The 20,982-nt window shown below is 59.7% G+C and carries 22 protein-coding genes; 17 read left to right on the forward strand and 5 right to left on the reverse strand.

Translation table 11 applies throughout. From position 1 onward, the window contains the following. The first annotated feature begins 10 nt into the window (after window positions 1–10). From ACR0JF_RS00340 to ACR0JF_RS00350, 3 genes are all read left to right on the forward strand, one after another. Window positions 11–1,975 carry a heme lyase CcmF/NrfE family subunit gene (locus tag ACR0JF_RS00340; RefSeq protein ID WP_170659482.1) on the forward strand — a complete coding sequence of 655 codons (1,965 nt, stop codon included), beginning with the start codon at window positions 11–13 and terminating at the stop codon, window positions 1,973–1,975. Continuing rightward, complete coding sequence (locus tag ACR0JF_RS00345) at window positions 1,972–2,427, forward strand: cytochrome c-type biogenesis protein (RefSeq protein WP_170641474.1); 456 nt, start codon at window positions 1,972–1,974, stop codon at window positions 2,425–2,427. Before ACR0JF_RS00340 ends, ACR0JF_RS00345 begins: the two co-directional genes overlap by 4 nt. Before the next feature lie 74 nt (window positions 2,428–2,501). Then, window positions 2,502–3,278, forward strand: coding sequence for an enoyl-CoA hydratase-related protein (locus tag ACR0JF_RS00350; protein ID WP_170659483.1), 777 nt, complete (start codon window positions 2,502–2,504; stop codon window positions 3,276–3,278). A gap of 1 nt (window position 3,279) precedes the next feature. On the opposite strand, the gene bmt is transcribed toward ACR0JF_RS00350, so the two are convergent. Beyond that, window positions 3,280–4,293 (reverse strand): betaine--homocysteine S-methyltransferase, encoded by a 1,014-nt coding sequence (gene bmt, locus ACR0JF_RS00355; protein WP_170659484.1) that lies wholly within the window; start codon window positions 4,291–4,293, stop codon window positions 3,280–3,282. Between the two features lie 121 nt (window positions 4,294–4,414). Beyond that, window positions 4,415–4,732, reverse strand: coding sequence for a DUF1476 domain-containing protein (locus tag ACR0JF_RS00360; RefSeq protein WP_170659485.1), 318 nt, complete (start codon window positions 4,730–4,732; stop codon window positions 4,415–4,417). 275 nt (window positions 4,733–5,007) lie between these two features. Between ACR0JF_RS00360 and purC the strand changes: the two genes are divergently transcribed. The 7 genes from purC to ACR0JF_RS00395 all read left to right on the forward strand — a co-directional run bounded on the left by purC (window position 5,008) and on the right by ACR0JF_RS00395 (window position 11,892). Continuing rightward, window positions 5,008–5,763: a phosphoribosylaminoimidazolesuccinocarboxamide synthase gene (gene purC, locus ACR0JF_RS00365; RefSeq protein ID WP_170467720.1), complete on the forward strand. Its 756-nt coding sequence runs from the start codon at window positions 5,008–5,010 to the stop codon at window positions 5,761–5,763. Window positions 5,764–5,998: 235 nt separating this feature from the next. Beyond that, window positions 5,999–6,229, forward strand: a complete 231-nt coding sequence (gene purS / locus ACR0JF_RS00370; RefSeq protein ID WP_170659486.1) for a phosphoribosylformylglycinamidine synthase subunit PurS — start codon at window positions 5,999–6,001, stop codon at window positions 6,227–6,229. Between the two features lie 4 nt (window positions 6,230–6,233). Continuing rightward, a complete protein-coding gene (locus tag ACR0JF_RS00375) occupies window positions 6,234–7,277 on the forward strand; it encodes a zinc-dependent alcohol dehydrogenase family protein (RefSeq protein WP_170659487.1) in 1,044 nt (347 codons plus the stop codon). Between the two features lie 11 nt (window positions 7,278–7,288). Next, on the forward strand, window positions 7,289–7,957 hold the full coding sequence (gene purQ, locus ACR0JF_RS00380) for a phosphoribosylformylglycinamidine synthase subunit PurQ (RefSeq protein WP_170659488.1): 669 nt from the start codon (window positions 7,289–7,291) through the stop codon (window positions 7,955–7,957). A gap of 69 nt (window positions 7,958–8,026) precedes the next feature. Next, a complete protein-coding gene (locus ACR0JF_RS00385; RefSeq protein ID WP_170659771.1) occupies window positions 8,027–9,769 on the forward strand; it encodes an ATP-binding protein in 1,743 nt (580 codons plus the stop codon). A 14-nt stretch (window positions 9,770–9,783) separates the two neighbouring features. Next, entirely contained in the window at window positions 9,784–11,118 is a 1,335-nt protein-coding gene (locus ACR0JF_RS00390) for a sigma-54-dependent transcriptional regulator (protein ID WP_170659489.1), read from the forward strand. Between the two features lie 255 nt (window positions 11,119–11,373). Next, window positions 11,374–11,892, forward strand: coding sequence for an outer membrane beta-barrel protein (locus ACR0JF_RS00395; protein ID WP_170373632.1), 519 nt, complete (start codon window positions 11,374–11,376; stop codon window positions 11,890–11,892). Between the two features lie 6 nt (window positions 11,893–11,898). Here ACR0JF_RS00395 and ACR0JF_RS00400 read toward each other — a convergent pair whose 3' ends face one another. Together ACR0JF_RS00400 and ACR0JF_RS00405 are read right to left on the reverse strand one after the other, a co-directional pair. Then, window positions 11,899–13,086, reverse strand: coding sequence for a pyridoxal phosphate-dependent aminotransferase (locus tag ACR0JF_RS00400; protein ID WP_170659490.1), 1,188 nt, complete (start codon window positions 13,084–13,086; stop codon window positions 11,899–11,901). Between the two features lie 57 nt (window positions 13,087–13,143). After that, entirely contained in the window at window positions 13,144–13,488 is a 345-nt protein-coding gene (locus ACR0JF_RS00405; protein WP_170659491.1) for an MmcQ/YjbR family DNA-binding protein, read from the reverse strand. A gap of 207 nt (window positions 13,489–13,695) precedes the next feature. Here ACR0JF_RS00405 and cysS point away from each other — a divergent pair, with 207 nt between their 5' ends. Genes cysS through ACR0JF_RS00420 form a run of 3 tightly spaced genes read left to right on the forward strand, consistent with a single transcriptional unit; the run spans window position 13,696 to window position 17,558 of the window. Then, window positions 13,696–15,087, forward strand: a complete 1,392-nt coding sequence (gene cysS, locus ACR0JF_RS00410) for a cysteine--tRNA ligase (protein WP_170659492.1) — start codon at window positions 13,696–13,698, stop codon at window positions 15,085–15,087. Between the two features lie 57 nt (window positions 15,088–15,144). Next, window positions 15,145–16,779, forward strand: coding sequence for a citramalate synthase (cimA, locus tag ACR0JF_RS00415; protein ID WP_170659493.1), 1,635 nt, complete (start codon window positions 15,145–15,147; stop codon window positions 16,777–16,779). After that, window positions 16,776–17,558 carry a squalene/phytoene synthase family protein gene (locus tag ACR0JF_RS00420; protein ID WP_170659494.1) on the forward strand — a complete coding sequence of 261 codons (783 nt, stop codon included), beginning with the start codon at window positions 16,776–16,778 and terminating at the stop codon, window positions 17,556–17,558. Before cimA ends, ACR0JF_RS00420 begins: the two co-directional genes overlap by 4 nt. Here the strand turns inward: ACR0JF_RS00420 and ACR0JF_RS00425 are convergent, their stop codons facing one another. After that, a complete protein-coding gene (locus tag ACR0JF_RS00425) occupies window positions 17,559–18,785 on the reverse strand; it encodes an MFS transporter (protein WP_170659495.1) in 1,227 nt (408 codons plus the stop codon). Window positions 18,786–18,882: 97 nt separating this feature from the next. Here ACR0JF_RS00425 and ACR0JF_RS00430 point away from each other — a divergent pair, with 97 nt between their 5' ends. The 4 genes from ACR0JF_RS00430 to ACR0JF_RS00445 are packed head-to-tail and all read left to right on the forward strand — an operon-like array spanning window position 18,883 to window position 20,979. Then, window positions 18,883–19,515, forward strand: coding sequence for a DNA-3-methyladenine glycosylase 2 family protein (locus ACR0JF_RS00430; protein WP_170659496.1), 633 nt, complete (start codon window positions 18,883–18,885; stop codon window positions 19,513–19,515). After that, window positions 19,512–20,177 (forward strand): alpha/beta fold hydrolase, encoded by a 666-nt coding sequence (locus ACR0JF_RS00435; RefSeq protein ID WP_170659497.1) that lies wholly within the window; start codon window positions 19,512–19,514, stop codon window positions 20,175–20,177. The genes ACR0JF_RS00430 and ACR0JF_RS00435 overlap by 4 nt, the downstream gene beginning before the upstream one ends. A 2-nt stretch (window positions 20,178–20,179) precedes the next feature. After that, on the forward strand, window positions 20,180–20,683 hold the full coding sequence (locus ACR0JF_RS00440; protein ID WP_170659498.1) for a GNAT family N-acetyltransferase: 504 nt from the start codon (window positions 20,180–20,182) through the stop codon (window positions 20,681–20,683). Then, window positions 20,677–20,979, forward strand: a complete 303-nt coding sequence (locus ACR0JF_RS00445) for a putative quinol monooxygenase (RefSeq protein WP_170659499.1) — start codon at window positions 20,677–20,679, stop codon at window positions 20,977–20,979. Before ACR0JF_RS00440 ends, ACR0JF_RS00445 begins: the two co-directional genes overlap by 7 nt. Window positions 20,980–20,982: the final 3 nt, after the last annotated feature.

Genomic DNA, 20,982 nt, shown 5'->3' on the forward strand with positions numbered 1-20,982 from the left:
ATCCTGCCCTATGGTTACAGAGCTAGGTCACTTCGCGCTAATCCTCGCCTTTTTCGTCGCTATCGTGCAAAGCGTGGTGCCCCTTATCGGGGCATCGAAACGCTGGGCTGGATGGATGGCGTTTGCGGAACCGGCGGCAATCTCACAATTCCTGCTGACGGCTTTCTCCTTCGGAGCGCTGGTTTGGGCGTTCACCACGTCTGATTTCTCGCTGAGGATCGTGGTTGAGAACAGCCATTCGGCGAAGCCGATGATCTATAAGATCAGTGGGACATGGGGGAACCACGAAGGCTCGATGCTGTTGTGGGTGTTGATTGTGACCCTGTTCGGCGCAATGGCCGCGTTTTTTGGCGCTGGCCTGCCGCCGACGCTGAAAGCGCGCGTGTTGGCTGTGCAGTCGGCTGTGGCCGTGGCGTTTTTTGCCTTTATCCTGTTTACCTCGAACCCTTTTGATCGTCTGGCGATTGCTCCGTTCGATGGGCGCGACCTGAACCCGCTATTGCAAGATCCGGGCTTGGCGTTCCACCCGCCGTTTCTTTATCTGGGCTATGTCGGCCTGAGCATGGCGTTCAGCTTCGCCGTGGCCGCGTTGATCGAGGGCCGTATTGATGCGGCCTGGGGCCGGTGGGTCCGGCCGTGGACGCTTGCCGCCTGGGTGTTTCTGACCATCGGGATCGCGCTGGGGTCGTGGTGGGCCTATTATGAGCTGGGCTGGGGCGGCTTCTGGTTCTGGGATCCGGTCGAGAATGCCTCTTTCATGCCATGGCTGCTGGCGGCTGCATTGTTGCACTCGGCCATTGTCGTGGAGAAGCGCGAGGCGCTGAAGAGCTGGACAATCCTGCTGGCGATCATCGCCTTCGGGTTCTCGCTGATCGGGACATTCATTGTACGCTCGGGGCTTCTGACCTCGGTCCATGCCTTCGCGACAGATCCAGAGCGGGGCGTGTTCATTCTGTTGATCCTTGTGTTCTTTATCGGCGGTGCGCTGACGCTGTTTGCGGCGCGGGCGCAGGCGATGGAGGCGAAGGGCGTCTTTGGCATGGTCAGCCGCGAAAGTGCGCTGGTCGTGAACAATGTGCTTCTGGCCGTCAGTTGCTTTGTTGTATTCGTCGGTACCATGTGGCCGATGGTGGCCGAGATGATGTTTGACCGGAAACTCTCGGTCGGACCTCCGTTCTTTAACACGGCCTTCACGCCGTTCATGGTACTGTTAGGGCTGGTCCTGCCGGTTGGCGCGATGTTGCCGTGGAAGCGCGGCAAACTGGGTAAAACAGCATGGTCGCTTCGTTATGCGTTTGTGCTGGCCGTCGCCCTTGGTGTGCTGGTTTGGGCGATGCAGACGGGACGCAGTGCTTTGGGACCCGTGGGTCTGTTTCTGGGCGCATGGATCACCTTCGGCGCCGTTCTTGATTTATGGAGCCGGACGGGACGCAAAGGCAGTCTGAAACGCTTGTTCCGCCTGCCCGGGGCCGATTGGGGCAAGGCGGTTGCCCACACGGGTCTGGGTGTGACCATCTTCGCCATCGCCGGTCTGACCGCGTGGGAGGTTGAGGATATCCGCGTCGCCCAGCCGGGGCAGCCCTTCGAGGTTGGCCAATTCACCCTGACACTTGAGGATGTCAATCGTGTGCAAGGGCCGAACTATTTCTCGACCATGGCGGATGTGAAGGTGGAGGCCAACGGGCGCATGATCGGGACGCTGCATCCCGAAAAACGCGACTATCCGGTTGCGCGTATGCCCACCACCGAGGCGGCGATTGACTACCGGGTCATGCGCGATCTCTATGTGGTGATCGGGGACCAACAGGCGGATGGAGGCTGGGTCTTGCGGACCTATATCAAACCCTTCGCCAACTGGATCTGGGCCGGATGTCTCATGATGGCATTGGGTGGCGTCCTCAGCCTCTGTGATCGTCGGTTCCGTGTAGCGGCTGGCGCACGCAAAGCCCCCTCTGCCGGAGTACCCGCAGAATGAAACGCCTGATCCTGATCCTTATGCTTTTGGCGGCACCGGGATTTGCTGTGCAACCGGACGAGGTGCTTGACGATCCGGTGCTGGAACAACGTGCCCGCGACCTTAGCACCGGATTGCGCTGTCTGGTCTGTCGAAACGAGAGCATCGACGAAAGCAACGCCGATCTGGCGCGCGACTTGCGCTTGCTGGTGCGTGAAAGGCTCGTGGCCGGGGATACGGATGAAGAGGCGATTGCCTTTATCGTCGACCGCTATGGTGAATATGTGCTGCTTAAGCCGACGGTTACAGGTTCGAACTTAATGCTGTGGCTGGCCGGGCCAATCATGTTGCTTATTGCCGCCGGTGTTGGCTTGGTCTTTCTGCGCAACCGGGCCAAGGCGCAAGCGTTGGGTGAAAGCGACGGGCTGAGCGACGCCGAAAAAGAGCGCCTGAGCCAAATTCTGAAGGACTGACGCGTGGTTCTGCTTTTCCTCGGCTTGTGAATACGGCAGTGTCCGCTCACGCACAGGCGCGAGGGAGAGCTTTAATGGACTACGAAACGATCCTGCTGGACATCAAGGACGGGCTTGCGGTGCTGACGCTGAACCGCCCCGACAAGATGAACGCGCTCACTACGCAAATGCGGGCCGAGATCACCCATGCGATGAAACACGCGGCCCGAAATGCGCGGTGCATCGTGTTGACCGGGGCCGGACCGGCCTTTTGTTCCGGGCAGGATCTGGGTGATGCGTCCTCGACCGGAAAGATCGACCTGGAACGCTCGCTGCGTGATGAATATGAGCCGATGCTCGAGACCATCCATGACAGCCCGGTGCCCACGATTGCCGCCGTCAACGGACCTGCAGCCGGGGCGGGGGCCAACGTTGCGCTCTGTGCCGATGTGGTGATCGCGACCGAGAGCGCCTATTTCCTGCAGGCCTTTTCCCGCATCGGCTTGCTTCCGGACGCTGGCGGTACATGGTTCATGCCGCGCCAGATGGGGCTGGCCAAGGCCATGGGGGCCGCGTTGTTTGCTGACAAGATCACCGCGCGTCAGGCCGATGATTGGGGGCTGATCTGGGAAGCGGTCGCCGATGATGCGTTTGATGCCCATTGGCGCAGCCGGGCCGCACATTTGGCCCAAGGTCCGACGGCGGCCTATGGCGCGATCAAACAGGCGCTCCGCGGTACCTACGAAAAGACCTTGCCACAGCAATTGGCGACCGAGGCGCATTTGCAAGGTGAATGTGGACGCTCGCGCGATTTTGCCGAAGGCGTGGTGGCCTTCATGGAAAAACGCCCCCCGAAATTCGAGGGGCGCTAACTCAGGCGCGGCGGCGGCGTCGGGCGCGGCGCTCAGGCGCGGCATCGTCGCCGGTGCCATCAGAGGCGGATGAGAACGGTCCAAGCGCATCGGTGATCTGATCAAGCGTCGGGCGCGCGCCACGTTCTGTGCTGTCCAGCGCTGCACGCATTTTCTCAAGATGGGCAGGCATGGTGCCACAGCAACCACCGATGATCTTTGCGCCAGCATCGCGGGCCATCACGGCATAGTCGGCCATCAGATCGGGCGTGCCGTCATAGTGGATGTGACCGTCGACATATTTCGGGATCCCCGCATTGCCTTTCGAGATCAAAGGCCGCTCGGTCCCTTGTGCGGTGAACCCAAGTACGGTGCGCAGAATATCCGACGCTCCGGTACCGCAATTCGCGCCAAACGCAATCGGAGGGTTGGGCAGCGTTTCGACCAACAGAGCCAGATCAGCCGAAGTGACTCCCATCATGGTGCGCCCGGCAGTGTCAAAGCTCATGGTACCGCACCAGGGCATATCGGCCAGCGCGAAGGCCTCGGCCGCGGCGCGGAATTCTTCGGGGGCGCTGATCGTTTCAACCCAAAGAACATCGACGCCGCCGTCTTTGAGGGCCTCGGCCTGCTCGTGAAACATCTCGACCGCCTCGGAATGCGACAGGCTTCCGACTGGCTCCATGATCTCACCGGTGGGACCGACCGAGCCGGCAACCACGATGGTGCGTCCGGATTTGTCCGCGACCTCACGCCCGAGTTCAGCGCCAATGCGGTTCAGCTCACCCACGCGGTTTTGCGCGTCATGCAGCTTGAGCCGGGCCGAGGTGCCGCCGAACGTATTGGTCAGAAACAGATCGCTGCCCGCATCGACCGAGCCCTGATACAGAGCGCGGATCTTGTCCGGCGCATCCACATTCCAAAGCTCGGGTGCGTCGCCCGATTGCAGACCCATGTTGAACAGATTGGTTCCGGTCGCACCATCGGCCAGAATGGCCTCTTTGGTCTCGAGAAGCTGGGTCAACGCGTTTGTCATGGGCTTGGTCCGACGTGTTTGGCGCAAAGCGCCCGTATGAATATGAGACGCCCCGTGTCTCATGACCGGGGCGTCAAATCAAATTCATATTACTCATGAAGATCATGAGGGGACCGGTGGCTTAGTCAGTCTCGCTCATGACCTGAGCTTTGGCTTCAGGCAAAAACTCGGCCATTTTGGCGCGGATTTCGTCATCCGAGGACAGACCGCCCAGATCGGCCGAGACCTTGCGCACGACATCTTCGTGGCCTGCCTCTTCCATATCGGCGATCACGACGGTTTTGGCGTAGTCTTCCGCGTCAGAGCCGGTTTTCCCCAGCTTTGCCGCCGCCCAGAGGCCCAGCAATTTGTTGCAGCGGGCCTGGGCCTTGAACTGCATCTCTTCGTCATGGGCAAACTTGGCTTCAAAGGCGTTTTCGCGTTCGTCGAACGTGGTCATTGTATTGGGACCTCATAGCGTGGACATTCCTCATCTAGATAAGAAACGAATTTCGGAATGTATAGCGAAAATGGGCTTTGCGCGACCAAATGCGCTGTGTTGCTGCACGCGGGACATGTGGACAGGTTCTGAGGGTGCGCAATACCTATGAGGAACCTTTCGAAAACGCATGGTCTGATGGAAAGCAACCAGACAACTTGCGGGTTGGGGCGGGCTGCTCTATGAGGGCCGCAGCCGCGCGATCTGCGCGTATTGCCGATATGGAAGGGGCCCCGATGGCGCGTCGCAAGAAAATCTACGAAGGCAAAGCCAAGATCCTGTATGAAGGCCCCGAGCCGGGCACCATCGTGCAGTACTTCAAGGATGACGCCACCGCGTTCAACGCTGAAAAGAAAGACGTGATCGACGGCAAAGGCGTTCTGAACAACCGCCTGTCCGAGTTCTTCATGAACGGCCTCACCCAGATCGGTGTTCCGAACCACTTCATCCGCCGCCTGAACATGCGCGAGCAGTTGGTGCGGAATTGCGAGATCGTCCCTCTGGAAGTGATCGTACGCAACTATGCCGCCGGTACGATGTCAAAACGTCTGGGCATTGCCGAGGGAACGCAGCTGCCGCGTCCGATCGTCGAGTACTGCTATAAAGACGACTCTCTGGGTGATCCGCTGGTCACCGAGGAACATATCGCGGCCTTTGGCTGGGCCAGCCAACAGGACATGGATGATATCCTCAGCCTCGCGCTGCGCGTGAACGACTTCATGAGCGGTGTGATGCTGGCCGTGGGCATTCGACTGGTCGATTTCAAAATCGAGATCGGCCGCGTATTCGACGGCGATTACCAGCGTCTGATCGTTGCTGATGAGATCAGCCCCGACAGCTGCCGCCTGTGGGATATCGAAACCGGCCAGAAGCTGGATAAGGATGTCTTCCGCCGTGATCTCGGCAACCTGACCGACGCTTACTCCGAGGTCGCGCGCCGCTTGGGTGTTCTGCCGCAAAGCAATGTGACCAAGCCCACGCTGATCAACTGATCTCGGTCTCTGCCTGACAGAAATGTAAAGCGCCGCCCCCGATTGGGCGGCGCTTTTCTTTTGAGGGCAGGGTATACCGTTCGACCCGAAACACCCGCGCGGTCCGATTTGAGGTACACCCTCTCGTAGCTTTTCAATCTTCGCCGCAAACAGGGTTGTCCCAAAGGCACAACCGCGCTATCCCCCGCGCAACGAAATGGGCCGGCGATCGTGGCCCTCAGGTGGAGTTGCGAAGATGAAGGCACGGGTGCATGTGATGCTCAAGAACGGGGTGCTGGACCCTCAGGGTGAGGCGGTCCGCCGCGCATTGGGTGCCATGGGCTTTGATCAGGTCGAAGGTGTGCGCCAGGGCAAGGTCATTGATCTGGAACTGGCCGAAGGCGCGACCGAGGCAGACGTGACTGAGATGTGCGAAAAGCTGTTGGCCAACACCGTCATCGAACGCTACGAGATCGAACTGGTCTGATTGGATGCGGGCAGCGCGTCTGATCACCTATCGCCAGCCGCTGGAGCTGACCACCATTCCCGACCCTGAACCGGCCGAGGATGGCGTTGTCGTCCGGGTACTGGCCTGTGGGGTCTGCCGGTCAGATTGGCATGCGTGGTCGGGTTCGGACCCGGATGTGATCCTGCCGATGACTCCTGGTCACGAATATTGCGGCGAGGTGGTTGCGGTGGGCAGCCGTGTCCGCCGTTGGAAAGTTGGTTATCGGGTGATTGCGCCTTTCATTCTGGCCTGCGGCCATTGCCAGGACTGTGCCCAAGGCAACCAAACCACCTGTGCAGATCAGGTCGTGCCGGGATTTACCTGTGATGGTGCTTTCGCCGAGTACATTGCGGTTGCGCATGCGGATGCCAATCTGACGGAATTGCCCGAGACACTCGCGCCCGAGATCGCGGCGGCGCTTGGATGTCGGGTCACGACCGCGTGGCAGGCGTTGGTTGGACGCGCGCAGTTGCAGGGCGGCGAATGGCTTGCCGTGTTCGGCGGTGGCGGAGTAGGCGTCTCAACCCTGTTGTTGGGCAAGGCGCTTGGCGCACGGGTGGTTGTCGTCGATATTTCGGAAGACAAGCTGAGCTACGCCAAATCTCTGGGCGCGGATGCGATTGTGAACGCGGCGACATGCGATGCGACTGAAGCAGTGAAAGATATCACTGGCGGTGGTGCCCATGTGGCGATCGAGGCGCTGGGGATTGAAGCCACGACCGTGGCGTCGATGCGGTCCTTGCGCAAACTTGGCCGAATGGTTCAGATCGGCATGCCTGCGGGCGATCATGCTGCTATGACGCTGCCGATGGATGTTCTCTATTCCGGTCAGCTCTCTGTATATGGAACACGAGGGATGCCCAGTTGGCGCTATCCATCGCTTCTGTCGTTGATCACGGGTTCGGATCTTGATCTCAGCCCGCTCGTGACACGACACGTATCTCTGAACCAGGTGAGTGAAGAACTCGCCGCTTTCGACGCTCCTGCGCCTCCGGGTGTGGCGGTTGTCACTGATTTTACTTGCTAGGAGGGTCCGCCATGCGCGCAGCCGTCATCGTATTCCCCGGATCGAACTGCGACCGGGACCTTGCCGTAGCCTTTGAACAGGCCGGCTTCGCCGTTGACATGGTCTGGCACAAGGATGCCGCGCTGCCCGAGGGTGTCGACATTGTCGGCGTTCCCGGTGGCTTCTCTTATGGCGACTATCTGCGCTGTGGGGCCATTGCGGCGCAATCTCCGATCTGCAAGGCCGTGGTCGATCATACCGAGCGTGGCGGCTATGCCGTTGGTATCTGTAACGGTTTCCAGATCCTGACTGAGACCGGGATTCTGCCCGGCGCGCTGCTGCGCAATGCCGGTCTGAAATACATCTGCAAAACGGTTGGCCTGAAGGTCGAAACCAGCGACAGCGCCTTTACCCAAGGCTACAATGCAGGCGACGTGATCGGCATTCCGATAGCGCATCACGACGGAAACTATTTCGCCGATGACGGCACCTTGTCCGCGCTGAAGGATCAGGACCGGATCGCGTTCACCTATACCGAGAATCCAAACGGCTCGGTCGGGGATATCGCGGGCATCTTGTCAGAAAACCGTCGCGTTCTTGGCATGATGCCGCACCCCGAACGCGCGGCGGATGAGGGGCATGGCGGCACAGACGGGACGGCATTGTTCCGCGCATTGTCCGGCGTTCTGGCCCCGGCGTGACTTGAGGTCGCCGCTCAGCACGCGTAACTTTCGGGAATGAGTTCAGGCCTTCACTCGATTAAGGACAAAATGACCCGTCCATTTCGCGGCGCCCCTTTGGGGTGGCGGCTACGTGTGGCTGTTATTCTTGTCCTTTTGACCGCTGTTGCGACGATCTGGGTGACGAACCGGTTGCTGACCGACCGTTTCACTGAGTCGACCCGCAACCGCGCCGAGCTGCGCCTAGCTTTATATTCCGGCAACCTCCTCAGCGAATTGCGACGCAACGCGATTGTGCCGCAGCTTCTGTCTCGGGACCCGACTCTGATCTCGGCGCTGCAATCCAGTGACTATCTGTTGTCCAGCCAACGGCTGATCTCTTTCGTTGAAGAGATCGGGGCAGCGTCCCTGATGCTGATGGACGGGGATGGCGTGACGGTGGCGGCTACTGACCGCAACCGACTGCTCGAAGGGCATCGCAATGCGCCATATTTTGTGGACGCAATCCGCTCGAACGCGACGATTTTCACGGTCAGCCCGCGCGAAACTGGCGACTACAGCTTTATCTATTCCCGCAGGATCGAGGCGAATTCCGAAATCCTCGGCGTGATCGTGGTTGAGGTCGACCTACAGAAATTCGAACGCGCCTGGGCCGGGATTTCTGATGCCGTGCTGGTGCGAGACAGCACCGGCAACATCATCCTGTCGACCGAGCCGCAATGGCGTGGGCTGGACGAAAGCTCGGCCATGCTGCGACAGACGCCGGAAAGTGCGATCCAGCGCGCGCTGCGGGCGACGGCCGATTGGTCTGCGTTGCCGCCGGATGGCTATCTGGAAGGTGAGGCCGTCATACGGCTTGAGACTCGCATTCCGTTCCGCGGTTGGCAGATGGCCTCATTCACCACTTACGACTCGATCCGTGAAAAGGTGAACAGCGTGCTGGCGCTGGAAATCATGGGCTTTGCGATTCTCCTGGCGGCAGCGTTCTATCTGCTCAGCCGTCGCGCCGCGTCGCGCGTGGTTTTGTTTCAACGCGAGTCGGCAGAGCTTCGCGCATTGAACGCGAGGCTGCAGCGGGAAATCGCTGAGCGCGAACGGGTTGAAAAGACGTTGGATTTGGCGGAACAGACGCTTGCGCAAAGCTCGAAACTGGCCGCCTTGGGTGAGATGTCGGCGGCGGTAAGCCATGAGCTTAATCAACCTCTGGCTGCAATGAAAACCTACCTTGCCGGGGCGCGTCTGCTGCTACGCAGAAACCGACCGGAAGAGGCCCTCGCCAGCTTTGGTCGCATTGATGGATTGATCGAGCGGATGGGCGCGATTACCAGGCAGCTAAAGTCTTACGCGCGGAAGGGGGCGGATGCGTTTTCGCCTGTAAACCTTGGCGAAGCGCTGGCCTCGTCGCTGTCGATGATGGAGCCTCAGCTGCGGCAGCGCCATGTGAAGATCACGCAGATCCTGCCCGAAGACCCTGTCGTTGTGATGGGGGACCGGATGCGGATCGAGCAGGTGATGGTCAACCTCTTGCGCAACGCGCTGGACGCCACCAAATCTGTAGCAGAGCCGGATGTTGAGATCATCCTGGCGGCGGGCGATATGGCGGTGCTGACCGTGCGCGACAACGGGTATGGTATTAAGGATATCGAGAGCCTGTTTGAGCCCTTCTACACCACCAAGCAGCCTGGTGACGGGGTCGGGCTGGGGCTTGCTATCTCGTCGGGGATCGTAAACGACCATGGCGGACGGCTAACCGCACGTAACGGCCAGAAGGGTGGCGCGGTCTTCGAGATGCAACTGCCACTGGGAAGCGACGGCCTCCAGGCCGCTGAATAACACGAGGGAATACTATGGCACAGGCCATGAAAATCGCCATTGTCGATGACGAACAGGACATGCGCCAGTCGATCAGCCAATGGCTGGCACTGTCGGGATATGACACCGAGACCTTTGCCAGCGCCGAAGATGCGCTCAAGGTTCTGGGGCCGGATTATCCGGGGATCGTAATCTCGGACATCAAGATGCCGGGCATGGATGGCATTCAATTGCTGAAAAAACTGATGGGGGCGGATAGCACGCTGCCCGTTATCATGATCACCGGCCACGGCGATGTGCCGATGGCGGTTGAGGCGATGCGCGTTGGCGCGTTTGATTTCCTTGAAAAGCCCTTTAACCCCGATCGTATGTCGGAACTGGCCAAACGCGCCAGCAACGCGCGGCGTCTGACGCTGGACAACCGGGCCCTACGGCGCGAGCTGTCCGGTGGTACCCAGATCATGAACAAACTGATCGGCGCCAGCCCGGTGATGGAGCGTCTGCGCGAAGATATCCTCGATCTGGGGCAGGCCGATGGTCATGTGCTGATCGACGGAGAGACAGGTACTGGCAAGACGCTGGTGGCGCACGCTCTGCACGCGGTAGGCAGCCGCGCGGGCAAGAAGTTCGTTCTGGTCTCCTGCGCGGCGCTGGAAGAAGAAGTGCTGTCGAAACGCCTGTTCGGCCCGATGATGCCCGAGGATGCGCTGCTTCCCGCGATTGAAGAGGCGCGTGGCGGGACTCTGGTTTTGGAAGATGTTGAAGCGTTGAGCGACACGTTGCAGGCCCGCTTGCTAAGCGTGATGAACGAGCAGGGCACCCCTGCGGAAACGCGGATCGTCGCGATCTCGAACCTGCAAGAAGCCGGTAAGACCTCCGAAGACGTTCTGCGCCCGGACCTGTTCTACCGTCTGGCCGCTCTGCGCATTACAATGCCGCCGCTGCGACAGCGCGGCGAGGATATCCTGACGCTTTTCACCCGTCTCAGTGAGCAATTTGCCGAGGAATACGGCTGTGACGCCCCTCAGGTCAGTGCGCAGGAAGCGGCGCAGCTGTTGCAGGCGCCGTGGCCCGGCAATGTGAGGCAGTTGATCAACATCGCCGAACGCGCGGTGCTGCAATCTCGACGTGGCTCGGGAACTATTGCGTCCTTGCTGATGTCCGATCACGAGGAAATGCAGCCGGTCATGACCACCGAGGGCAAACCGCTGAAGGAATACGTGGAAGCGTTCGAGCGGATGTTGATCGACAACACCATGCGTCGCCACAAGGGCTCAATCGCGTCGGTGATGGATGAGCTTTGCCTGCCGCGCCGGACTCTGAACGAAAAGATGGCCAAATACGGTCTGCAGCGGTCCGACTATCTTTAAGAACCATACAGGCGCTTATTCAACGCTCCGATCACTCAGGTGGTCGGGGCGTTTATTATGGTGAAAAGGCCTGCGCTGGGTTTTTGAACGTATCTTAAAGAGATTTTAACCCGTTATAGGGGAAATCTGTTATACTGCATTCACTTATCATTGATGCAGATTTGAATTTAGCAGTGGCGTTCCTAGGTTAAACACTCAAATACGTGGGTATTTGTTTGGCAAAAACCCGGCGGTTCGCCTGATTTGGAGACGTTTATGAAGCCCCTCTCAGCCCTTATTGTCGCTGCGACGATAGCGATAACCAGCCCGGCCTCGGCCGAGGACTGGACGGGGGCCTATGCGGGGTTCAGCTTTGGCTATGCGGATGCGGACGGGTCCGGCGGCGCGGGTGGCAACGATACCGTTTTCGGACCTCATGTCGGGTATGACCGCGATTTCGGCGCCTTCGTTCTGGGCGGTGAGCTGGAGTATAACCGGCTTTCTCTCAACCTTGGTCAGGATCAGGGCAGCGTAGACAGTATAACCCGGCTGAAGTTTCGCGGCGGGTATGATTTTGGCGCGGCAATGGGTTATGTCGTGGTCGGCGCTGCTCGTGTTGAAACCTCGGAAGAGAACGACACAGCGGCGGTTTATGGAATCGGCATTGCCTATCCCATCGGCGACAACTTCGTGATCAGTGGCGAAGCGTTGCGGCAGGATTTTGACGATGTCACACGCTCGGGCGGTGGGTTGGACACGAATATCTTCAACCTGCGGACAACGTTCCGGTTCTAAGCGCCTTCACTCAGCGGCTTGCTGACCTGCCACTTCGGATGCGAAGGCACAGATCGTCTTCAGAGCCGTTTCGAAACGATCGTCATCGACAGTCATGGCAACGCGGACGTGTCCTGCAGCGGCTGTACCGAAGCTCTCTCCGGGCATGACGGCAATTGCGTGTTTATCGAGAAGGGCATTTGCAAACCCCTCACCGGTCAGTCCGGTCGCACGGATATCCAACATCAGGTACATCGCGCCATCCGCGGGGACGAGGCCGATGGTATTCTGTTCGGCCAGCACCTCTAACGCGCAGGCCCGGCGACGACGGAAAGGGGCGGCGATTTCATCTTCGAGCGTTGTACCCGCGTTCAGGGCAAAGCTTGCGGCATCCTGAATGAAGCCTGGGACGCCATAGGTGGTGTGGGTGGCGAGATTGATGAGGTGGCTGATGACCTCTTCCGGGCCAATGATCCAGCCGCAACGTGATCCCGTCATGGCGTGGGATTTCGACATGGACCCGACGACCAGCGTGCGGTCGGCCATATCGGGCAGCGCGCGCGGAGACAGATGCGTGCCATTCCATATCTGTGTGTCGTAAACCTCATCCGAGATCAGCCACAGGTCGCGCTTCTGGCACAGCTTGGCGATGGCCTTCAGTGTCTCGGGTGAATAAACAACTCCGGTCGGGTTGTTCGGCGTGTTGATCAGCAATGACACAGCGCTATCGGCCTTGCCCTCGATCTGTTCTGCGCGAGGTTGAAACGCATCCTCAGCCGTGGTCTGAACCGCCCGAGCCACAGCTCCGGTTCCACGAATGGTGCCGGGATAGGTGGCATAGTAGGGGTCAAGGAACAGCCCGACATCGCCGGGGTTGCACACAGCCGTATGAGCCGCAAACAACCCTGCCTGTCCACCCGGAGTGATCAGGACATTGTTTCGGGTGGTTGATACTCCGGTCCGGGTCTGAACCCGTGCGGCGACCGTGTCGCGCAGCAGATCGGTGCCCGGCACCATGGCATAACCGGTGTGGCCGTCGCAGGCCGATCGGTTCATCGCATCCAGGATCGAGGTATCGGTGCCGATGTCATGTTCGCCAATTGTCAGCTGAGTCACGGCGTGGCCTTCGGCGACCATGCGACGCGCGCGATAGAACACATCCCACCCGTCGCTGCCGCCTCCGGTGATCTGCGTGATGCGATCTGACAGTTTCATGGTCTTGTCTCGGTTTGTCTTTGTGGCGACAGGGACAGAGCGCTAAGGGATTGTCAATCAGCTTCGCGCAGGAAGTGTGGCCTGAACCTTTTTCGTGAGCGATGCGCGCACCAGATCGTAAGAGGCGGCAAGGCGATACCGCATTTCGTCCTCATCCGCGTCAAAAGGCAGGCGAACCCAGCTGCGGTGGAAATATGGGGCTTTCACACCGACACCCGCATCGATCAGCATCTGCGCAGTTTCGATATCGGGTGTTTTGACCGAAACGCCATCATTCGCGATACCGATGCAGGCGAACATCTTATCGCCGACCTTCCACGCATCATGGCCGCCGCCCCAGGGATCCGACCATTCGGCCCCCGGTAGGTCGCGGCAGATAGAGTTGACGAAATCCCGGCTCATGCGCGCAGAGTGCTGGAGAAGACGCTAGAACACAAGCCTTGGCTTGGCGCGTTACGCATGCTATGCCGAGCGCATGAACCGGATGACCTGCATCATTATCTGCTGCATTACCTGCTGAATTCTTCAAGCGGGCCGGTTTCTTTCGTTTTCATCCCTGAGACAAGTTGCTAAGCCCGCGCCAACGCGCAAGCTTTAGGAGCCCGAGTGATGACGACAATCAAGCTGCACAATACACGGACGCGGACGAAGGAAGACTTTGTTCCGATCGATTCCGATAACGTGCGGATGTATGTCTGTGGACCAACCGTCTATGACCGGGCCCATCTGGGCAATGCGCGGCCTGTGGTTGTGTTCGACACGCTCTATCGGTTGCTGCGCCATGTCTACGGTGCGGATCAGGTCACCTATGTGCGCAATTTCACCGACGTGGATGACAAGATCAACGCCACCGCTCTGACCCGCAAACAGGCCGGGGCCGAGGGGTCGTTGGAGCAGTTGGTGCAGGAACGGTCTGATGAGACCATCGGCTGGTATCTACATGACATGGGCGCGCTTGGGGCGTTGGAGCCGAACGCGATGCCGCGCGCGACCGAGTATATCGCGCAGATGATCGAGATGATCGAAGGGCTGATCGCGAAGGGTCATGCCTATGCCGCTGAAGGTCATGTGCTATTTGCTGTCGATAGCTGGAAGGCGGGGTACGGTAAGCTTTCCGGTCGGTCGGTCGATGACATGATTGCCGGCGCACGGGTTGAGGTTGCACCTTACAAAAAGAACCCGATGGATTTTGTTCTGTGGAAACCTTCGACCGATGAGCTACCGGGGTGGAATTCGCCTTGGGGTCGGGGCCGTCCGGGGTGGCATATCGAATGCTCGGCCATGAGTTATGAGTTACTAGGCGCGAGCTTTGACATTCATGGCGGTGGCAATGATCTCATGTTCCCACATCATGAAAACGAGATCGCTCAGAGCTGCTGCGCCCACCCGGAGAGCGAGTTCGCGCGTGTCTGGCTGCACAACGAGATGCTGCAGGTCGAAGGCAAGAAGATGTCCAAATCGCTGGGCAATTTCTTCACCGTGCATGATCTCTTGGAACAGGGCGTGCCGGGTGAGGTGATCCGCTTTGTTTTCCTGCAGACCCACTATCGCAAGCCGATGGACTGGACCGAGAAGAAGGCACGTGAGGCGGAGGCCACCTTACGCAAGTGGCGGGCGCTGACAGCGGGCATCGAGCCCGCCGCCAGCGCGGCGCCCTCGGTCATCGAGGCGCTGGCGGATGACTTGAACACGGCGGGTGCCATCGCAGAACTGCACCGTTTGGCTGCAGAAGGAGATGCGGCTGCTCTGCTGGCCAGCGCACAGGTTCTCGGGCTTTTGGGCGACGAAATGGGCGCTTGGGCCGAAGCGGCGGATCTGAGCACTTTCGCTTCCCGGCTGGCTGAAGCACGGGCCGAAGCGATGCAAAGCAAGGACTTCTCGGAAGTGGATCGTTTGAAATCCGCTTTTGTCGCTGCAGGTCTGGAAGTGCGCATGAGCAAAGAAGGCGTTGAATTGGTTCCGGCTGCGGGATTTGATGCGTCGAAACTGGAAGATGTTTGAAGGAAATCCGCGCGCCACGTGGAAAGATCGACTACTCTGGGCCAGCGGGAGCAAGCCATGACCAAGGAACGCCTCTATCTCTATGACACGACCCTGCGTGACGGGCAGCAGACGCAGGGTGTGCAGTTCTCGACGGCGGAGAAAGTGCAGATCGCACAGGCTTTGGACGCGCTTGGGGTGGACTATATCGAAGGCGGTTGGCCCGGTGCGAACCCGACAGATAGCGCGTTTTTCGAGGCCGCTCCAAAGACCTCGGCCCGGTTGACGGCCTTCGGGATGACCAAGCGCTCTGGAAGGTCGGCCGAGAATGACGATGTGCTTGCCGCCGTTATGAATGCGGGGACGCAGGCTGTCTGTTTGGTGGGCAAATCGCATGACTACCACGTAACCCATGCGCTTGGAATTTCGCTTGAAGAGAATGTCGAGAACGTCCGGGCCTCGGTCGCGCATCTCGTGGCGCAGGGGCGTGAGGCGCTGTTCGACGCCGAGCATTTCTTCGACGGCTACAAGGATAACCCGACCTATGCAACCGAGGTCTGCCGGGCAGCTTTGGACGCGGGCGCGCGTTGGGTGGTGTTGTGTGACACGAATGGCGGTGCTTTGCCATCCGAGGTCGGGCGCATCGTGTCCGAGTTGATCGCCGCAGGCCTGCCGGGGGATCGGCTGGGTATTCACACCCATAACGACACCGAAAACGCGGTGGCGTGTTCACTGGCGGCTGTTGATGCGGGCGCGCGCCAGATTCAGGGCACTCTGAACGGTTTGGGAGAACGCTGTGGCAATGCCAACCTGACCGCTCTGATCCCGACCTTGCTGTTGAAGGAACCCTATGCCTCGGGGTTCGAGATCGGTGTCAATCCTAAGGCTCTGGCCGGTCTGACGCGGGTGAGCCGGATGTTGGACGATATCCTGAACCGGGTGCCGAGCAAGCAGGCGGCTTACGTTGGGGCCTCGGCCTTTGCGCACAAGGCGGGGCTGCATGCGAGTGCGATCCTCAAGGATCCATCGACCTACGAACATATCGACCCGGCGACGGTAGGGAACACGCGGATCATCCCGATGTCGAACCAGGCCGGGCAATCGAACCTGCGCAAACGGCTGACCGACGCAGGCCTGATGGTTGAAAAGGGGGATCCCGCCCTTGGCCGTATCCTCGACCGGATCAAACAGCGCGAGGCTGAGGGGTATTCCTACGACACCGCTCAGGCGAGTTTTGAGCTGCTGGCGCGTGATGAGCTGGGGCAGATGCCCGAGTTCTTTGAGGTCAAGCGCTACAAGGTCACCGTTGAACGCCGCAAGAACAAATACAACAAAATGGTCAGCCTGTCGGAGGCCGTGGTTGTGGTGAAAGTGGACGGTGAAAAAAAGCTCTCGGTCAGTGAATCGTTGGATGATCAAGGCAGCGACCGAGGGCCGGTGAACGCGCTCTCCAAGGCGCTGGCGAAAGATCTGGGGCAGTATTCGCAGGTGCTGTCGGATATGCGGCTGGTGGATTTCAAGGTGCGGATCACCCAAGGCGGGACCGAGGCTGTAACGCGCGTCATCATCGACAGCGAAGACGGGCAGGGGCGGCATTGGTCGACCGTAGGTGTAAGTGCCAACATAGTTGACGCGTCGTTCGAAGCGCTGCTGGAGGCGATCCAGTGGAAACTGGTCCGCGATAGTGGGCATCGGAAAGCGGCGGCCGAGTGACTGCCGTCTTTTACGACGACGTAAAGGCTTGTGCGGCCCTTGTGCACAAGGCCGATCCGGACCGATTTCTTGCCACCATGGCCTCACCCGTCGAAGCACGGGCCGTTCTGTTTCCGATCTACGCGCTAAATGCCGAAGTTGCGCGCGCGCCGTGGGTTACGCAAGAGACGATGATTGCCGAAATGCGCTTGCAATGGTGGCGCGACGCTTTGCAAGAGATTGCCGAAGGGCAAGAGGTGCGGCGGCATGAGGTGGTGACCCCTCTGTCCAGGGTTTTGTCGCCACATCTGGCCGGTTTGCTGGATGAATACGTGGCTGTCAGGCGGTGGGATATCTACCGCGATCCGTTCGAAGATACCGAGCATTTCGAGAATTACATCGATCAAAGCGCTGGCACATTGTTGGTAGTAGCTGCGCAATCTCTCGGGGCAGCGGATGAGGGCGTTTTGCGCGATTTCGGCTACGCAGTCGGTGTGACAAACTGGTTTCGGGCCATTCCGGAGTTGGAGGCCCGAGGGCGGATTCCCTTGGTCGACGGCACTGAAGACGGAGTACGCGCGTTGGCAGACACTGCGTTGAGGCGGTTGAAGTCCGCGCGCAGCAGGCGATCTGAGGTTTCCCGCGCCGCTCGCCCGGCGCTTTATGCCGGATGGCAGGCCGAGTGGGCTTTGCGGAAGATTCTGGCCAATCCCGCACGGGTCGCACGCGGGGATCTGGCGCAGGGGGAACTCGGGCGCAGGATCTCTCTGATTTGGACGGCCAGCACGGGCCGTTGGTGATCAGGCGGTGTCCGGCTCGGCCGGGCGCATGACCAGCCACAACAGTGCGCCTCCGGCCAATGTGAGCAGGGGAACCATGGCAAGGTTCACAGCCGTCCATCCCTCGACCGGGGACCCACCCGAACAGTTCATCAACCCGCCCGAGGCCAGTGAGGCAAAGGTCACGCCGCCAAACACCAGAAGGTCGTTCATGCCCTGCATCCGGCCACGCTCGCTGACGTCATGAGAATCGGCCAGCATCGAAGTCGCGCCAATGAAGCCGAAGTTCCAACCGATCCCCAGCAGGATCAGAGCGACGAAGAAGTTGCCAAGCTCCACCCCTTGAAGGGCGACAACGCCTGCGGCGCCGAGAATGACAAGGCCGAGCGCTACGATCTTTTCGACGCCAAAACGGGCGATCAGGTGGCCGGTAAAGAAGCTGGGGATGTACATGGCGAGCACGTGGCCAGTCACCACATCTGCCGCATCATTGGCCGTGTATCCGCACCCGACAACAGCCAGAGGGGTCGAGGTCATTACGAGGTTCATCAGCGCGTAGGACACCATGGCGCAAATGATGGCGACGGCGATCCGAGGGGTCTTCAGCATCTCGATCCGCGACCGGCCTTTGGGGCTGTCTTCGCTCGCGCGTGGAGGTGTGGGGATGTCGAGAAAGAAGAACAGCGCCGAGCCGATGACGTTGATGCCGATCACCGCCAAATAGGTGCCCAGGAACGGAATGACATAGGCCGTTGAGGTCAGCTTGACGATCTGCGGGCCAATAATGGCAGCCGCCAACCCGCCCGCCATGACATAGGAAATCGCTTTGGGCCGAAACGCATCCGATGCGGTATCCGCTGCCGCAAAACGATAGAATCCGTGTGCGCTCATGTAGATGCCGGTCAGCAGGCTTCCGATCAGGAAGACCGGGAAAGAGCCCAGATACAGACCATATGCTCCGATCAAACCGCCAAGCGCACCGGCGGTTGTTCCGACCAGAAACCCGGCGCGGCGGCCCCAGCGCTGCATGATTGCAGAGATAGGCGTGGCCGCCAGCATCGATCCAAGAACGATCAGCGATATGGGCAGCGTCGCTAGGCAGGCGTTTGTGGCCAGCGATTGGCCGGCCAGCCCTCCGACAATGAACATCATCGGCATCTGCGCGCCCAGAACAGCTTGCGCTGCCACAAGTACGGCAACATTGCGCTTGGCCTGATAATCGTTCGGAGTTTCTGAAATCACAGTCATGACGCCATGCGTATCGGCGATCTGCGGCTTGCACAAGCGGGTTGCATACGCGGCAAAGCGCCCTAACGTGCAAGTGACTAAGAACACCGGAGCGCACATGTCCGTCGGACGCATCATCGAAACCAACGCCTGTGTATCCGAAGGGGCCGAGTGGCTGGCCCAATCCTGTCCGCGTATGGCCTACGCGATGGAACAGACGGGGCCGCTGCCTCTGCGTCGTAAACCGGATGGTTTTGCGCAGTTGTTGAGCGCAATCGTCAGTCAGCAGGTCAGCGTGGCCTCGGCCAATGCGATCTGGAAACGGATGCAGGACGCGAAATTGACCGGCCCGCGCAAGATCATGTGGGCGACAGATGAGGATTTGCGGGCCGTCGGGCTAAGCCGACAGAAGGTCCGCTATGCCCGTGCTCTGGCCGAAGCTCGTATTGATTACAAGGCGTTACGCGACGTGCCTGATGCAGAGGTCATCTCGACCCTGACCGAGGTGTCCGGCATCGGTGTCTGGACCGCCGAAATCTACGCCATGTTTTCGCTGGGCCGCGCCGACGTGATCGCGCCGGGTGATCTGGCCCTGCAAGAGGCGGCGCGGGTTCTCTACGACTTACCCAAACGTCCAACGGACAAGGAACTCAGGCAGATGTCCGAGGCATGGTCGCCCTGGCGGTCGGTTGCGGCGCGGGTTTTGTGGGCCTATTACCGGGTGGCCAAGCAAAGAGAAGGGATCAGATGACACGGGTTTTGAACGCGCTCAGGAAAGAGCCGGTTTCGGGCGACACACGCTCGGTCGTGGTGTTCGTACACGGCTATGGGGCGAACGGGGCCGATCTGTTGGGCCTTGCCGACCCACTGGGCGAGCATTTGCCCGACACGCTGTTCGTCGCCCCTGATGCGCCGGAACAAATCCCCGGAATGCCAAACGGGTTTCAGTGGTTCCCAATCCCGTGGATCGACGGCTCATCCGAGGAAGAATCCCGACGCGGCATGGAGATGGCAAGCGACGACTTCAACGCCTTTCTCGACGCGCTTATGGTGGACGAAGACGTGCTGCCCGAGCAGGTCGTTCTGTTCGGGTTCAGCCAAGGCACAATGATGAGCCTGCACGTAGCGCCGCGGCGTGAGGATCCGGTGGCGGGGATCGTTGCCTTTTCGGGTCGTTTGCTGGAGCCTGATTTGTTGCCGGACGAAACCGTCAGCCGGATGCCGATCCTGTTGGTCCATGGTGATGCGGATGACGTGGTGCCTCCGCAGTCTTTAGCCGAGGCGGCCGAAGCCCTGCAAGCGGCTGATTTCAAAGAGGTCTACGCCCATGTCATGAAAGGCACCGGCCACGGTATCGCGCCTGATGGTCTGAGCGTGGCGCTGGCTTTCATGCGCGACAAGCTGAGCCTTTAGGCATGATTGCGGTTCGCCCCATGATGCCGGAGGACGTGGCTGACGCCTGCCGCATCCTCAACGATATCATCGCCACAGGTGGGACAACCGCACACGAAATTCCGTTCTCGGAGGCGTTGTTCGCGCAGAGCTATTTGACCGGCGCCGACAAGATCTGTTGCCACGTTGCTTTGGACAGCCAAGGCACGGTGGCCGGGTTTCAGTGGTTGGGAACTCACGATGCCTTGCCCGAGGATTGCGCGGATATTGCCACCTTTACCCGGCGCAATCCTTCGTTGCGCGGCGCAGGGCGTGCGTTGTTTCAAGAAACCTCGAAAACTGCGGCGGCCGTGGGGTTCAAGGCGATCAACGCCACCATACGCGCGGACAATTCGCCGGGCCTTGGCTACTACGAAAAAATGGGGTTCGTTGACTATTCTGTGGACTATGGCCGCCCACTGCGGGATGGCACACCGATCAATCGAATTTCGAAACGCTTTGATCTTGGAAAGGGCAGAGCATGTTGATTGTCACTGGAACCGTCGAAATCTCGGCCGATCATGTGGACAAGGCGGCTGAGGCTGCAAGAGTGATGGTCGCAGAAACGGTGAAAGAGCCGGGCTGCCTGATCTATGAGTTCAGCCAGGTACTGGGCCATTCGAACCTCTTCCGGGTTTATGAAGAATGGCAGGATCAGGCGTCGCTGGAGGCGCATTTCGCGGCCCCACATATGGCGGCGTTCCAAGCCGTATTGGCTGAGGCCGGTGTGATCTCAAGTGAGATCTATCGCGTTGTGGGTGGGGAAAAGCAGCCCTTGCGCTGACGG

It is taken from the genome of Ruegeria sp. BG11 (genome assembly GCF_056538565.1).

Coding starts and splice junctions, on each gene's coding strand:
- ACR0JF_RS00395 (WP_170373632.1), top strand. CDS start 11,374: ATGAAGCCCCTCTCAGCCCTTATTGTCGCTGCGACGATAGCGATAACC.
- purC (WP_170467720.1), top strand. CDS start 5,008: ATGGCGCGTCGCAAGAAAATCTACGAAGGCAAAGCCAAGATCCTGTAT.
- ACR0JF_RS00400 (WP_170659490.1), bottom strand. CDS start 13,086: ATGAAACTGTCAGATCGCATCACGCAGATCACCGGAGGCGGCAGCGAC.
- ACR0JF_RS00440 (WP_170659498.1), top strand. CDS start 20,180: ATGATTGCGGTTCGCCCCATGATGCCGGAGGACGTGGCTGACGCCTGC.
- ACR0JF_RS00445 (WP_170659499.1), top strand. CDS start 20,677: ATGTTGATTGTCACTGGAACCGTCGAAATCTCGGCCGATCATGTGGAC.
- ACR0JF_RS00430 (WP_170659496.1), top strand. CDS start 18,883: ATGTCCGTCGGACGCATCATCGAAACCAACGCCTGTGTATCCGAAGGG.
- ACR0JF_RS00385 (WP_170659771.1), top strand. CDS start 8,027: ATGACCCGTCCATTTCGCGGCGCCCCTTTGGGGTGGCGGCTACGTGTG.
- ACR0JF_RS00375 (WP_170659487.1), top strand. CDS start 6,234: ATGCGGGCAGCGCGTCTGATCACCTATCGCCAGCCGCTGGAGCTGACC.
- cimA (WP_170659493.1), top strand. CDS start 15,145: ATGACCAAGGAACGCCTCTATCTCTATGACACGACCCTGCGTGACGGG.
- purQ (WP_170659488.1), top strand. CDS start 7,289: ATGCGCGCAGCCGTCATCGTATTCCCCGGATCGAACTGCGACCGGGAC.
- ACR0JF_RS00340 (WP_170659482.1), top strand. CDS start 11: ATGGTTACAGAGCTAGGTCACTTCGCGCTAATCCTCGCCTTTTTCGTC.
- ACR0JF_RS00390 (WP_170659489.1), top strand. CDS start 9,784: ATGGCACAGGCCATGAAAATCGCCATTGTCGATGACGAACAGGACATG.
- ACR0JF_RS00360 (WP_170659485.1), bottom strand. CDS start 4,732: ATGACCACGTTCGACGAACGCGAAAACGCCTTTGAAGCCAAGTTTGCC.
- ACR0JF_RS00350 (WP_170659483.1), top strand. CDS start 2,502: ATGGACTACGAAACGATCCTGCTGGACATCAAGGACGGGCTTGCGGTG.
- ACR0JF_RS00405 (WP_170659491.1), bottom strand. CDS start 13,488: ATGAGCCGGGATTTCGTCAACTCTATCTGCCGCGACCTACCGGGGGCC.
- bmt (WP_170659484.1), bottom strand. CDS start 4,293: ATGACAAACGCGTTGACCCAGCTTCTCGAGACCAAAGAGGCCATTCTG.
- purS (WP_170659486.1), top strand. CDS start 5,999: ATGAAGGCACGGGTGCATGTGATGCTCAAGAACGGGGTGCTGGACCCT.
- ACR0JF_RS00345 (WP_170641474.1), top strand. CDS start 1,972: ATGAAACGCCTGATCCTGATCCTTATGCTTTTGGCGGCACCGGGATTT.
- cysS (WP_170659492.1), top strand. CDS start 13,696: ATGACGACAATCAAGCTGCACAATACACGGACGCGGACGAAGGAAGAC.
- ACR0JF_RS00435 (WP_170659497.1), top strand. CDS start 19,512: ATGACACGGGTTTTGAACGCGCTCAGGAAAGAGCCGGTTTCGGGCGAC.
- ACR0JF_RS00425 (WP_170659495.1), bottom strand. CDS start 18,785: ATGACTGTGATTTCAGAAACTCCGAACGATTATCAGGCCAAGCGCAAT.